Origin of the sequence: Geothrix alkalitolerans, from assembly GCF_022808885.1 — a bacterium.
Classification (GTDB): domain Bacteria; phylum Acidobacteriota; class Holophagae; order Holophagales; family Holophagaceae; genus Geothrix; species Geothrix alkalitolerans.
Map to the genome: position 1 here is coordinate 25,322 of NZ_JAKZLE010000007.1, position 14,305 is coordinate 39,626.

At 65.2% G+C, this 14,305-nt stretch carries 10 protein-coding genes; all 10 read right to left on the minus strand.

The genetic code is table 11. The annotated features are described in order from the left end of the window. Positions 1-15 precede the first annotated feature (15 nt). The gene (gene rfbD / locus MLJ35_RS13265) at positions 16-852 is read right to left on the minus strand and encodes a dTDP-4-dehydrorhamnose reductase (RefSeq protein WP_243384748.1); all 837 of its coding nucleotides are present in this window, start codon (positions 850-852) and stop codon (positions 16-18) included. Beyond that, complete coding sequence (locus MLJ35_RS13270) at positions 852-1,352, minus strand: dTDP-4-dehydrorhamnose 3,5-epimerase family protein (RefSeq protein WP_243288275.1); 501 nt, start codon at positions 1,350-1,352, stop codon at positions 852-854. Before MLJ35_RS13270 ends, rfbD begins: the two co-directional genes overlap by 1 nt. 2 nt (positions 1,353-1,354) lie before the next feature. Continuing rightward, positions 1,355-2,098, minus strand: coding sequence for a sugar phosphate nucleotidyltransferase (locus MLJ35_RS13275; protein ID WP_243384749.1), 744 nt, complete (start codon positions 2,096-2,098; stop codon positions 1,355-1,357). A gap of 196 nt (positions 2,099-2,294) precedes the next feature. Then, positions 2,295-6,518: a DNA-directed RNA polymerase subunit beta' gene (rpoC, locus tag MLJ35_RS13280; protein WP_243384750.1), complete on the minus strand. Its 4,224-nt coding sequence runs from the start codon at positions 6,516-6,518 to the stop codon at positions 2,295-2,297. 42 nt (positions 6,519-6,560) lie between these two features. After that, complete coding sequence (gene rpoB / locus MLJ35_RS13285; RefSeq protein ID WP_243384751.1) at positions 6,561-10,955, minus strand: DNA-directed RNA polymerase subunit beta; 4,395 nt, start codon at positions 10,953-10,955, stop codon at positions 6,561-6,563. Positions 10,956-11,325: 370 nt separating this feature from the next. After that, positions 11,326-11,703, minus strand: a complete 378-nt coding sequence (rplL, locus tag MLJ35_RS13290; RefSeq protein WP_243288282.1) for a 50S ribosomal protein L7/L12 — start codon at positions 11,701-11,703, stop codon at positions 11,326-11,328. Positions 11,704-11,750: 47 nt separating this feature from the next. After that, positions 11,751-12,239 (minus strand): 50S ribosomal protein L10, encoded by a 489-nt coding sequence (rplJ, locus tag MLJ35_RS13295; protein ID WP_243384752.1) that lies wholly within the window; start codon positions 12,237-12,239, stop codon positions 11,751-11,753. Between the two features lie 10 nt (positions 12,240-12,249). After that, complete coding sequence (gene rplA, locus MLJ35_RS13300; protein ID WP_243288284.1) at positions 12,250-12,942, minus strand: 50S ribosomal protein L1; 693 nt, start codon at positions 12,940-12,942, stop codon at positions 12,250-12,252. A gap of 123 nt (positions 12,943-13,065) precedes the next feature. Then, positions 13,066-13,497 carry a 50S ribosomal protein L11 gene (rplK, locus tag MLJ35_RS13305; protein WP_243295638.1) on the minus strand — a complete coding sequence of 144 codons (432 nt, stop codon included), beginning with the start codon at positions 13,495-13,497 and terminating at the stop codon, positions 13,066-13,068. A 165-nt stretch (positions 13,498-13,662) separates the two neighbouring features. Continuing rightward, positions 13,663-14,301 carry a transcription termination/antitermination protein NusG gene (nusG, locus tag MLJ35_RS13310; protein WP_243295637.1) on the minus strand — a complete coding sequence of 213 codons (639 nt, stop codon included), beginning with the start codon at positions 14,299-14,301 and terminating at the stop codon, positions 13,663-13,665. Positions 14,302-14,305: the final 4 nt, after the last annotated feature.

Here is a 14,305-nt window from a genome sequence, read left to right on the forward strand (position 1 = left end):
GGAGATCGGAGGCGATCACAGCACGGGCTGTTGGATCACTTCCAGGAGGGCACCATGCCAGTCAGGCATGAGGTCAGGGCCGAGGCCGCGGCGGCGGCTCCCGTCGAGGACCGAATAGGCCGGGCGCTTGGCGGGGGTGGGGTAGTCGGCCGTCGTGCAGGGGCTGAGGTCGGCGGCAATACCCCTGGCCTCGAAGATCGCCTGGGCAAAGCCGTGCCACGTGGTCTCGCCGGCGCAGGTGGTGTGCAGGAGGCCCTGCCAGCCCTGCTCGGCGGCCACCTTGAGCTGGCGGGCCAGGGCCCGGCAGGTGGTGGGGGCGCCCCGCTGGTCATCCACCACCCGAAGCGACCGGCCCTGGGCGGCAGCGTTCAGCATGGTGTTCAGGAAGTTCTTGCCCCAGGCGTCGTAGAGCCAGCTGGTGCGGGCGATGAGGTGCCGGGAGCAGCGGGCGGCCTGGCGCTCGCCCTCCAGCTTGGTGCGGCCGTAGACGGACACGGGGTTCGTGGGATCGTCCTCCCGGTAGGGGCGGGTGCCCGTGCCGTCGAAGACGTAGTCCGTGCTGACCTGGATCAGCATGGCCTTCTGGGCCTCGCAGGCTTCTGCCAGCCAGCCCACGGCGGTGGCGTTGATCTTGTGGGCCAGCTCCGCCTCGGACTCGCAGCGGTCCACCTGGGTGAAGGCACCGCAGTTCACCACCACGTCGGGGCGGACCTCGGTGACCACCGAGCGGATGGCGGCCTCCTTCGACAGGTCCAGCACTGATTCCTCGGGAAGCACCAGCTCGTGGCCCGCCCAGACGAGGCGGATGGCGTGGGCCAGCTGCCCTGAGGCGCCGGTGACGAGGACGCGCATCAGGCGTGCACCCGGCGGGCGCGCTCGTCCTTCACGAACGGGTTCTCGGGGTCGTCCTCGTGGCGGATCTCGTCGATGGGCTCGGCCTTGCCCTGACCCATGAACAGGCGGTCGGGGCAGTTGATGACAAAGCCGGGCTCGGCGCTGATGCAGCGGTAGCAGTGGACGACGCCCTTGGGGATGATGGCGGAGCCGGGATTGTTGGCGCCCATGGCCACTTCCATGCGGTTCCGGTAGGTGGGGCTGTCCGGGCGGTTGTCCCAGAGGGTGAGCTTGAAGTCGCCAGGGCCCACCCAGCAGAACAGGTCGGCCTGGTCCACGTGCTCGTGAGGCCCCCGCAGCACGCCGGGGTTGGTGACGCTCACGTACGACATCTCGGGCCGGAACCAGGCGGGCAGCTCGTCGTGGCGGAAGATCTCCGCCAGCCACCCGCGCTCATCTACGAACTTGCGGAAGGAGGTGATCACCACGCCCTCAATGGGACCTTTCTGGAAGGCCATGGCTACTTCCCTCCGTTGGCCTGAGGGAACGGCGTCGCCTCCTGAATGGCCAGCTCGTTCGCGTGAGCCAGGCTCGGAAAGGTGCCTGCGTCAGTCCACCAGCCCTGGAGGGTGCCGAAGCTGAGCTGGCCCTTGGCGATGTAGGCGTTGTTCACGTCCGTAATCTCCATCTCGCCGCGACCGGAGGGCTTCACGGTGCGGATGATGTCGAACACCGTGGCGTCGTAGAGGTAGATGCCCGTCACGGACAGGTTGGACTTGGGCGCCTTGGGTTTCTCCTCGATGCCCAGCACCCGGCCATCCTTCACCTCGGCCACGCCGTAGCGCTGAGGATCTTCCACGGGCTTCAGCAGGATGCGGGCGCCCCTCCCCTGCTTGTCGAAGGCCTCGACCTCGGGCTTCAGGCTGTCCTGGAAGATGTTGTCCCCCAGGATCACGCAGATGGGGGAGCCGCCCGCGAAGTTCTCCGCCAGCCCCAGGGCCTGGGCGATGCCGCCGGCCTCGTCCTGCACCTTGTAGGTGAAGCGGCAACCGAAATCCTTGCCCGAGCCCATGAGGGCCACCACATCACCCATGTGCTCGGTGCCGGTCACAATGAGGATCTCCTCGATCCCGGCCTCCTTGAGCTTCCACAGCGGATGCCAGATCATGGGGGCCATCCCCACCGGCAGCAGATGCTTGTTCGTCACTTTGGTCAGGGGGAATAGACGCGACCCCGTTCCACCAGCCAGCACGATACCTTTCATGATTTCTCCTTCAATCCACCTGGCCGAGAACCCAGATCGTCAGATAAGCCGTCTACGCGCGGGTCCGGCCATCAAGAAACGGTTGGAAAGAATAAGATTATCGAGATTCCGGGTCGGAGCCCAGCGGAGTCCCGTAAGACCGACAAGAGGAAGGGCGGGATAGCTCCCGCCCTTCCTCTTGTCGTGAAGATTGCGACTACAGGTCTTCGCCGTCGATCTCGGTCATGCCCTGGAGCTCTTCGACGTGTTGGGCCATGCGGGCGTATTCGTCGTCGAAGTCCTCGCCGCCCTGGAACTCGTTGGGGGTGGGCTCGGGGTACTCGCCCTCCTCGATCTCCAGGTTGCGGTAGTGGGCCATGCCGGTGCCGGCGGGGATGAGCCGGCCGAGGATGACGTTCTCCTTGAGGCCGCGGAGGTAGTCCACGCGGCCTTCCAGGGCGGCCTCGGTGAGGACCCGGGTGGTCTCCTGGAAGCTGGCGGCGGAGATGAAGCTCTCGGAGGTCAGCGCGGCCTTGGTGATGCCGAGCAGCAGGGGTTCGCAGGTGGCGGGCTGGCCGCCCTCCTTCATGACCTGCTCGTTGATCTCCTTGAAGCGGTGCTTGTCCACCTTCTCCTCGACGATGAGCGGGGTGTCGCCCACGTCGGTGATGAGGACCCAGCGCATCATCTGGCGGATGATCACCTCGATGTGCTTGTCGTTGATCACCACGCCCTGGGCGCGGTAGACCTCCTGCACCTCGTTGACGAGGAAGGCCTGGAGGGCGCGGTCGCCCTGGACCTTGAGCAGATCGTGGGGGCTGACGGCGCCCTCGGTGAGCTTCTCGCCGGCGCGGATCTCGTCGCCATCCTGTACCTGGATGTGCTTGCCGCGGGGGATGAGGTATTCGCCCTTCTCCCCGGTCTCGGCCTCGACGATGACCTTCTGGTTGCCGCGGACGCGGTTGCCGTACTTCGCGATGCCGGAGACTTCGCTGATGATGGCGGGTTCCTTGGGCTTGCGGCCCTCGAACAGCTCGGTGACGCGCGGCAGGCCGCCCGTGATGTCGGAGGTCTTGGCCTGCTGGCGGCTGGTCTTGGCGATGACGTCGCCGGGCAGCAGCTCCTGGCCCTCCTCCACCTCGATGTATGCGCCGGTGGGGATGTTGTAGCGCTTGAGGACCTTGTGGTTGTCCCCCTTGACGTTGATGTGGGGGTGGATCTTGTCGTCGGTGGGATCGATGACCTTCTTGCGGAAGTTGCCGGAGATCGGATCCTTCTCTTCCTGGTAGGAGACGTTGACTTCGAATTCCTTGAAGTCCGCGACGCCGCCCACTTCGGTGAGGAGCACGTCGTTGTAGGGATCCCACTCGGCGAGCACGGTTCGGGGCTCGACGGCCTCCTTGTCCTTGACCTTGAGGATGGCGCCGGAGGTGATCTTGTAGCGCTCACGCTCGTTGCCGTCCTCGTCGGTGACGAGGATGTAGCCGTTGCGGGTGAGGGCCACGGTCTCGCCCTTGCGGTTGACCACGGTCTTGCCCTGGAGGCCGTCGTACTTCACGATGCCGGCGATCTGGGCCTCGTGGGTGCTCTTCTCGGAGGTGCGGCTCGCGGCGCCGCCCACGTGGAAGGTGCGCATGGTGAGCTGGGTGCCGGGCTCGCCGATGGACTGGGCGGCGATGACGCCCACGGCCTCGCCGAGATCCACCAGGCGGCCGGTGCTGAGGTTCAGGCCGTAGCACTTGGCGCAGATACCGCGCCGGGCCTCGCAGGTGAGGGCGGAGCGGATCTTGACCTTGGCGATACCGCTGGTCTCGATCTTGAACGCCAGTTCTTCGGAGATGAGGGTGCCCGCGGGGGCGTGCACGATGGACGGATCGTAGGGATCCACGATGTCCTCGAGGCACACGCGGCCCATGATGCGGTCGCGCAGGCGGGAGCGGATGGTGCCGTCGCTGTTGACGATGGCCTCCACCTCGATGCCGCCGAGGGTCTCGCAGTCGTCCTCGTTGACGATGACATCCTGCGCCACGTCCACCAGCTTGCGGGTGAGGTAGCCGGAGTCGGCCGTTTTGAGGGCGGTGTCCGCCAAACCCTTACGAGCACCATGGGTCGAGATGAAGTACTGCAGCACCGAGAGGCCTTCCTTGAAGTTCGCGGTGATGGGCGTCTCGATGATGTCGCCGCTGGGCTTGGCCATGAGGCCGCGCATGCCGGCCACCTGGCGGATCTGCGTCTTGGAGCCGCGGGCGCCGGAGTCGGCCAGGATGTAGATGGAGTTGAGGAACGTGTCGTTCTCGTTCCGCTTCTCCAGTTCCTTCATCATGTCGCTGGCCACCTGGTCGCTGGTCTTGGACCAGACTTCCAGGATGCGGTTGTAGCGCGTGGAGGAGTCGAGGCGGCCCTCGTAGGCCTCCTTCTCGATGGCGCGGACATCCTCGGTGGCGCCGCGCAGCAGCTTGGTCTTGGTGTCAGGCACGACCAGGTCGTCGATGCCCACGGACACGCCGGCGCGCATGGCCCACTGGAAGCCGGTGTCCTTCATGGCGTCCAGCATGCGGATGGTGACCTCGGGGCCGTTGAGCTTGTAGGCGCGGTTCACGAGGGAGAGCAGGCCCTCCTTCTTGAGCAGGCCGTTGATGAAGGGCAGCTCGGCGGGCAGGGCGCGGTTGAAGAGCACGCGGCCCACGGTGGTGGTCTTGAGCTGGTTCTTCACGGTCTCGGCGGGCGCCTCGAAGACCTCCTGCTCGGAGTTCTTCTTGGGATCCTTCGCGTGCCAGGCCTCGGTGTCCACCCACTCGCCGGTGTAGCGCAGCTGGATGATGGCGTGGGTGTCCACGACGCCGGCGTAGTGCGCCGCGACCACGTCGTTGACGCTGCCGAAGACCATGCCCTCGCCCTTGCGGCCCGTGCGCTTCTTGGTGAGGTAGTAGCCGCCGAGCACGATGTCCTGGCTGGGCACCACGTTGGGGCGGCCGTTGGCGGGGTTGAGGATGTTCTGGGTGGACATCATCAGCACCTTGGCCTCGATCTGGGCCATGGGGCTGAGGGGCACGTGCACGGCCATCTGGTCGCCATCGAAGTCGGCGTTGAAGGCGGTGCAGACCAGGGGATGCAGGCGGATGGCCTTGCCTTCCACCAGCACGGGCTGGAAGGCCTGGATGCCGAGGCGGTGGAGGGTCGGGGCGCGGTTCAGCAGGACCGGGTGGTCCTTGATGACCTCTTCCAGCACGTCCCAGACCTCGGGACGGCCCTCTTCCACCATCTCCTTGGCCTGCCGGATGGTGGCGGCGAAGCCCTTGTGCTCGAGCCGGTTGAAGATGAAGGGCTTGAAGAGCTCGAGCGCCATCTTCTTGGGCAGGCCGCACTGGTGCAGCTTGAGGTCGGGTCCCACCACGATGACGGAGCGGCCCGAGTAGTCCACGCGCTTGCCGAGCAGGTTCTGGCGGAACCGGCCCTGCTTGCCCTTGAGGGCGTCGCTGAGGGACTTGAGGGGGCGGTTGCTCACGCCGCGCAGGAGGCGGCCGCGCTTACCGTTCTCGAAGAGGGCGTCCACGGCCTCCTGCAACATGCGCTTCTCGTTGCGCACGATGACGTCGGGGGCTTTGAGTTCCAGGAGCTTCTTGAGGCGGTTGTTGCGGTTGATGACGCGACGGTAGAGGTCGTTCAGATCGGAGGTGGCGAAGCGGCCGCCGTCGAGGGGCACCAGGGGGCGCAGCTCGGGGGGAAGCACGGGCACCACGTCGAGGATCATCCACTCGGGCTTGTTGCCGGAGCGGTGGAAGGACTCCGCCACCTTGAGGCGCTTGGCGATCTTGCTGCGCTTCTGGCTGGAGGTCTCTTTCTTCATGAGGTCGCGGAGCTCGATGGTGAGCGCCTCGATGTCCACCTGCTTGAGCAGCTCCTTGATGGCCTCGGCGCCCATCTGGGCCTTGAAGCCCTCGCCGTGGAGGCTGCGGGCCTCGCGGAACTTGTCCTCGTTGAGGATCTCGCCTTCCTTCATGCCCGTGCCGCCGGACTCGGTGACGGCATAGGCCTCGAAGTACAGCACCCGCTCAAGATCCTTCAGGGGGATGTCCAGCAGGTAGCCGATGCGGCTGGGCACGCCCTTGAAGAACCACACGTGGCTGACCGGACTGGCCAGCGCGATGTGGCCCATGCGCTCGCGGCGCACGGACTTCTTGGTGACCTCGACGCCGCACTTGTCGCAGGTGACGCCCTTGAACTTCTGCCGCTTGTACTTGCCGCAGAGGCATTCCCAGTCGTTGACGGGCCCGAAGATGCGGGCGCAGAAGAGGCCGTCGCGCTCGGGCTTCAGGCTGCGGTAGTTGATGGTCTCAGGCTTGGTGACCTCGCCCTTGGACCAGGAGCGCATCTTGTCCGGGCTGGCCAGGGACACCCGGATGCACTCGTAGGCGTTGATGTTCTGCTGCTCAGGATACATGTGGACCTCTCAGGATTCGTCGGGAACGGATGCGGAAGGAGATCAGCCTTCGATGGTGAAGACTGCGGGTTCCTCTTCCGTCAGGCCTGGATCCAGCTCCTCGCGGGTGAGCATCTCGACATCGATGCACAGCGCGTTGAGTTCCTTCTTCACGACGTTGAAGCTCTCGGGGAGGCCGGGATCCTTGATGGTCTCGCCCTTGATGATGGCCTGGTAGATCTGGGTGCGGCCGTGCATGTCGTCGGACTTGTAGGTGAGCAGCTCCTGCAGCACGTGGGCGGCGCCGTAGGCTTCCAGCGCCCACACTTCCATCTCGCCGAAGCGCTGGCCGCCGAACTGGGCCTTGCCGCCGAGGGGCTGCTGGGTGATGAGGCTGTAGGGCCCGATGCTCCGGGCGTGGATTTTGTTGTCCACCAGGTGGTGCAGCTTGAGCATGTAGACGCAGCCGACGTTCACGGGCTGCTCGAAGGCCTCGCCGGTCATGCCGTCGAACAGCATGGTCTTGCCGGAAATGTCCGGCCCCAGCTTGCCGTTCTTCTCCCAGGCCTGGGTGAGGAAGCCCTTGATGTCCGCCTCGCGGGCGCCGTCGAAGACGGGCGTGGAGAAGTGGACGCCGAGGGTCTTGCCAGCCCAGCCCAGGTGGCACTCGAGCACCTGGCCGATGTTCATACGGGAAGGCACGCCGAGGGGGTTCAGCACGATGTCCACCGGGCGGCCATCGGGCAGGTAGGGCATGTCCTCCACGGGGAGGATGCGGCTGACCACGCCCTTGTTGCCGTGGCGGCCGGCCATCTTGTCGCCGACCTGCAGCTTGCGCTTCACGGCCACGTAGCACTTCACGGTCTTGAGGACGCCGGGCATGAGCTCGTCGCCCTTGAGCAGGCGCTCCATGCGCTCGTCGAGGATGTTGCGCAGGACCTTGAGCTGGCTCTCGGTCTTGTCGAGGATGTCCAGCACCTCGGTCTCGATGCGGCTCTTGCCCGCGGCCACGGAGATCTGCCGGAAGCGGTGGTAGGGCACGGCCTCGAGCATGTTCTGGGTGAGCTTCTTGCCCTTGGGCAGCAGCTCCTTCTGGCCCTTGTCGTCCGTGAGGGTCTCGGAGAGCTCCTTGCCCTTCAGCAAGGCCACGATCTTCTTCTTGGCCTCGGCGCGGATGATGCGCTCCTCGTCGGAGAGGTCCTTCTCCCACTTGGCGATCTGGTCGCGCTCGATCTGCTGGGTGCGGAGGTCCTTCTCCTGGCCCTTGCGGGTGAACACCTTGATGTCCACCACGGTGCCCTCGATGCCCGGGGGTACCGTGAGGCTGGCGTCCTTCACGTCGCTGGCCTTCTCGCCGAAGATGGCGCGGAGCAGCTTCTCCTCGGGGCTGAGGATGGTTTCGCCCTTGGGCGTGACCTTGCCCACCAGGATGTCGCCGTGGCGCACGGTGGCGCCGGTGCGGATGATGCCCGACTCGTCGAGGTTCTTGAGGGCCTCCTCGCGCACCTGGGGGATGTCGCGGGTGATTTCTTCGGGGCCCAGCTTGGTGTCGCGGGCGTGGACCTCGAACTCCTCGATGTGGATGGTGGTGTAGAGGTCTTCCTTCACCACGCGCTCGGAGATCAGGATCGCGTCCTCAAAGTTGTAGCCGCGCCAGGGCATGTAGGCCACGACCAGGTTGCGGCCCAGGGCCAGCTCGCCGTGGTCGGTGCAGGGGCCGTCAGCCAGGATCTGGCCCTCGGTGACGTACTCGCCCTTCTTCACGAGGGGCATCTGGTTGAGGCAGGTGTTCTGGTTGCTGCGGGCGAACTTCACCAGGGTGTAGATGTCCACCCCGGACTCGACGCCCTCGGTCTCGGGATCATCCTCGACGCGCACCACGATGCGGTTGGCGTCCACGGTCTCGACGATGCCGGAGCGGCGGCAGACCACGCAGGCGCCGGAATCCTTGGCGGCCACGTACTCCATGCCGGTGCCCACGATGGGGGCCTCGGTGCGGATGAGGGGCACGGCCTGGCGCTGCATGTTGGCGCCCATGAGGGCCCGGTTGGCGTCGTCGTTCTCGAGGAAGGGGATGAGGCTGGCGGCGACGGAGACCACCTGCTTGGGGCTCACGTCCATGAGGGTGACCTTGTCGCGGGCGACGATCTTGGTCTCGCCGGCGACACGGACAGTCACGTCCTCGTCGAGGATGGCGCCGTCGGCGTCCACGGGAACGTTGGCCTGCGCGATGACGTGCTCGTCCTCCTCCCAGGCGGAGAGGTAGAAGGCATGCATCTCGAACTTGGCGGCGCGCTTGCCGGCCTTGGTCAGCTTCTTGTTCTCGGCTTCCAGGTCTTCCAGGCGGACCACGTCCATGTAGCCGAACTTGGAGTCGCCCACGCTGGTGACCTTGGCGAAGTGGACAATGCGGCCGTTCTCCACCTTCAGGTAGGGGCTCTCGATGAAGCCGAACTCGTTGATGCGGGCGTAGCAGGAGAGCGAGCTGATGAGGCCGATGTTCGGGCCTTCAGGCGTCTCGATGGGGCAGATGCGGCCGTAGTGGGAGGTGTGCACGTCGCGCACCTCGAAGCCCGCGCGGTCGCGGCTGAGGCCGCCCGGTCCCAGGGCCGAGAGGCGGCGCTTGTGGGTGATCTCGGACAGCGGGTTGGTCTGGTCCATGAACTGGGAGAGCTGGCTGCTGCCGAAGAACTCCTTCATGGCCGCGATGACAGGCTTGCTGTTGATCAGGTCGTGCGCCTGCAGGGGGCTGTTGGGGTCCTGCGCGATGCTGAACTTCTCCTTGATGGCCCGCTGCACGCGCACCAGGCCCACGCGGAACCCGTTCTCCAGCAGCTCGCCCACGGACCGCACACGGCGGTTGCCCAGGTGGTCGATGTCGTCGGCGCGCACGGGGGCGATCTCGCCGATGTCCTGGCGGGTGGTGTCGTACTTCTTCAGGCGCAGGAGGTAGTGGACGGTCGAGACGAAGTCGTCCGTGCCGAGGGTGCGGAAGTCCAGGTCGGTGCTGAGGCCCAGCTTGGCGTTGATCTTGTGGCGGCCCACCTTGCTGAGGTCGTACTTCTGGGGATCGAAGAACATGCCGTAGAGCAGCTTCTTGCTGGATTCCAGGGTGGCGGGCTCGCCGGGCCGGATCTTCTTGAAGAGCTCCTTGGCGGCTTCCTCGCTGTCCTCGGTGTGGTCCTTGGCCAGGGTCTCGGAGAAAATCTTGCCGGTGAGGTCGGCCTCGGGGAAGCAGACGTCGAAGGACTGCACGTCGTTGGCCAGGAACATCTCCAGGTGGGTCTGGAGGAAGGGCTCGTTGGCCTCCATGAGCACTTCGCCGGTGCCCATGTTCACGATGTCCTGCAGCAGCACGGCGCCGTCGAGCATCTCGCGCTCCACGGGCACGTCCTTGATGCCCGCCTTCTCCATCTGCTCCAGGACGCGGCGGGTGATCTTCTTGTCCTTGGGGAGGATCTCCTCCTTGGTCTTGGGGTGCTTCACGGCCTCGCCGAGCTTGCGGCCCACCAGCAGCTCGCTCACAGCCACGCTCAGCTTGCCCTTCCTGAGGAAGAAGGTGGCGGGGGCGTAGAAGTGGCGGAGCATGGTCTCGTTGGAGCCGAGATCCTCGCTGAACAGGCCCAGGGCGCGCATGAAGGTGGCGCCGAGGAACTTGCGCTTGCGGTCGATGCGGGCGTAGAGCAGGCCCTTGGAGTCGAGCTCGAACTCGATCCAGGAACCGCGGTACGGGATGATCTGGGAGCTGTAGAGGCTCTTGTCCGGCGCGATGCTGAAGAAGACGCCGGGGCTGCGGTGCAGCTGGCTCACGATCACGCGCTCGGTGCCGTTGATGATGAAGGTGCCGCGGTCGGTCATGATCGGGAGGTCGCCGAAGTAGACTTCCGAATCCTGGCTCTGCTTGAAGCGCCGGTTGCCCTTGTCGTCCTTGTCGAACTGGTTGAGGCGCACGCGGATCTTCAGGGGGGCGGCCATGGTGGCGCCGCGCTCGACGCACTCGTCCATGCCCATCTTCTGCTTCATCGAGACGGGCTCCTGGCACACGTCACAGATGGTTGCGGCGTTCTTGTTGCGGGTGCCGCACTTGGGGCAGTCCACCGTGGGATCCTTCGGATGGTCCGACACGATGCTGTGCCCGCACTGCTTGCAGCTCGTGCGGAGATGCTCCAGGCCCAGGTACTTTTCGCACTTGCAGGCCCAGTGGCCCACGGTGTAGTCGAGGAACTCGACTTCGAGGGTGGCGTCAGTGCCATCGGCGTTCTTGCCGTTGTGCACGGGGAACATCGACTCGAACACGGCCTTGAGGCCGCGGGATTCCCGCTCGCTGTGGAGCAGGTTCATCTGGAGGAACTCGTCGTAGCTCCGCTTCTGGATGTCGATCAGGTTCGGGATGGGGACCAGGGACCGGATCTTCGAGAAGTTGTGGCGCTGGCGGTAGATGTTCTGCTGAACACTCATGGTTCGCTCCAGATGAAGTTGGCGGAACCTTCGATGAACGGCGCGCGACGCAATGGGGCGGTGTCGCGGGCCTTGAGCAAAGACGGCGATGCCCCGGAGCCGCGGCCCCGGGGTAAGGGATCAGAAGTCGGCGACGCGGATCAGGCAGGCACACGCACCGAAGGCCACCCCGCCACCCATCGGTGGAGGGAGCGGCCCAGCAAGGTGATTGGCGCTGCGGCGGAAGGCGTTTCGCAACCAGGGGCCTTTGAAGGTGGCGGGACCGCCCGAGGGGCCGGGCGGAAGGAATAATCGTACCATGTCCAGACAAAACCGCAAAGCGCAAGGTGCAGGAGGCACCCCACGCTTTGCGTTAGTGCAGGAAAAGGAACTACTTGATTTCGACCTTGGCGCCAGCGGCTTCGAGCTTTTCCTTGATCTTCTGAGCCTCGTCCTTGGCCACGCCTTCCTTGACGGGCTTGGGGGCGCCGTCAACGAGGTCCTTGGCCTCCTTCAGGCCCAGGCCGGCGACGATCTCGCGGACGGCCTTGATGACGTTCAGCTTGTTGGCGCCGGCGTCAGCCAGGATGACGTTGAATTCCGTCTGCTCTTCGGCAGCGGCGGCCGGGGCGGCCCCGCCGGCGGCGGGAGCGGCCATGGCGGCGGCGGAGACGCCGAAGCGCTCCTCGAGGGCCTTGACCAGGTTCGCCAGGTCAAGGACGGTCATGGTTTCGATCTCAGCGATGAGCTGGTCGGCGGTGAGAGCCATGATGGCCTCCTACATGCGATGAAAGGTTTTGGATTCGGGGTTGGGAACTACTCGCCGGCCTTCTGCTTGCGGATGCCATCGAGGGCGACCGCCAGACCGGAGATGGGGTACTGCATGAGATAGAGCAGCTTGGCGATGAGCACATCGCGGCTCGGCAGCTCGGCCAGGGTCTGCAGCTGGGCGGCGTTGATGGCCTTGCCGTCCATGATGCCGGCCTTGAAGGTGGCAGCCGGGTTGTCCTTCAGGAAGCCGTTGACGGCCTTGGCCAGGGCGACGACGTCGTCCTTGGTGGTGGCCACGGCGCTGTTGCCCTTGAAGGAACCGCCGAGGCCCTCGAAGGTGGTGTCCTTCACGGCCAGGCGGAGCAGGGTGTTTTTGCCGACGCGGTAGTGACCCTTGCTCTCGCGGATGTTCTTGCGGAACGCGGTGTCCTTCTCGACCCCGAGGCCCTTGAATTCGATCACGACGGCCGAGGTGGCCGTGGCGAAGGTCTCCTTGAGCTCGGCGACTTCAGCGATCTTCTGGTTCTTTTCCATGGTCGGCCTCCTACTTCTCAACGCTTGTGGTGTTGAGGGTGACCGAGGGGCCCATCGTGGAAGCGATATACATCGTCTTCACGTACTTGCCCTTCGCCGTGGCGGGCTTGGCCTTGTTCACGGCATCGATGAGCGCCTTGGCGTTCTCTTCCAGCTTCTCGACGCCGAAGGAGAGCTTGCCCACGGGCGCGTGGATGATGCCGGTCTTGTCGACGCGGTACTCCACCTTGCCGGCCTTGATCTCCTTGATGGCCTGGGCCACGTTGAAGGTCACGGTGCCGGTCTTGGGGTTGGGCATGAGGCCGCGGGGGCCCAGCACCTTACCGAGACGGCCGACGCCCTTCATCATGTCGGGGGTCGCGACCAGAGCATCGAAGTCGAGGAATCCGCCGGCGATCTTCTCGACCAGCTCGTCCCCGCCCACGATCTCGGCGCCCGCCGCTTCCGCTTCCTTGATCTTCTCGCCACCCGCGATCACCGCCACGCGCATCGTCTTGCCCGTTCCGTGGGGCAGGACGATGGTGCCGCGGACCATCTGGTCCGCGTGGCGGGGATCCACACCGAGCCGCATGTGCACTTCAACCGTCTCGTCGAACTTGGCGTAGGCCGTGTCCTTCACGACGGTGAGCGCATCCTTGAGCTCGTAGGGGCGATCTTCGATCTTGGCCGCGGCAGCCCGGTACTTCTTTCCAGGTTTTGCCATATTGGCTCCTACTCGAACGATCTCCCGCGATGACGGTCGCGGTGGCCGGGATCACTGCACGACGCAGTTCTCCAACAGGTGAATCGAAACGCTCGCGCGGGCTTGGGACCCGCGCGAAAAAAATCAATCGATGACTTCGACGCCCATGGAGCGCGCGGAGCCGGCGATGGAACGGACGGCGGCCTCGAGGCTGCCGGCGGTGAGGTCGGGCATCTTCACCTTGGCGATCTCGGCGAGCTGCGCCTTGGTGATCTTGCCGACCTTCTGCTTGTTGGGCGTGGGGCTGCCCTTGTCCAGGCCGATCTTCTTCTTGATCAGCACGGCGGCGGGCGGGGTCTTGAGGATGAAGCTGAAGCTGCGGTCGGCGTAGACGGTGATGACGACAGGGAGGGTGGTGCCCTTCTCCACCGCGCCCACGGACTTCGCGTTGAACTGCTTCACGAACTCCATGATGTTCACGCCGTGCTGGCCCAGCGCGGGACCGACGGGAGGGGCCGGCGTGGCCTCGCCCGCGGGCAGCTGCAGCTTGATGTAGCCGGTGATCTTCTTTGCCATGTCATTGCTCCCGCGGGGGATTCCGGCGCATGCCGGCGACGCCCGCCTTGTAGGGTGGGGATCCTTCGGATCGCCCAGCCGGGTTGAAAACGTCCCGGTCCAGACGGACCGGGACGTAAAAGTCTACCTGAAGAACCTCGAAAAGTCCTCAGGAAATGGAGGATCCTACCTTTTCTCCACCTGGATGAAGTCCAGTTCCACCGGCGTGGACCGTCCGAAGACTGTGACCATGACCTTGATGGTGGAGCGCTCCTCGTGGACTTCCTCCACATCGCCCTCGAAGTTGGCGAAGGGGCCATCGATGATGCGCACCTTCTCGCCGCGCTCGAAGTGGTACTTCGGCTTGGGCTTCTCCTGCGTCTCTTCCGTGTGGTGCATGATCTGGCGGACTTCCTCGTCCGTCAGGGGCGTGGGGCGCTTCTTGTTGGCGCCCACGAAGCTGGTCACCTTGGGCGTGTTCCGCACCAGGTGCCAGTCGGCGTCCGCCATCTCCACGGAGCCGTCGGGCTTGCGCTCCACCTGGATCTGCACGAGCAGGTAGCCGGGGAAGGACTTGCGCTTCTTGACGACGCGCTCCTTCTTGCCGGACTTGGCGTCGACCTTCATCTCCTCGTAGGTCTCCTCGGGGATCTGGATGTCCCCGAAGTTCGCATCGCGCTCTTCCATCTTGATGCGCTGGCGGAGATGCTCCATCACCTTGGCTTCGTAGCCCGAGTAGGTGTGGATGATGAACCACTTGAGTTCGCGGCCCTGGATCTGGGCGGGAACCACCGTGTCCTGGGGAGTGCTCATGAGATCGGTCATGGCT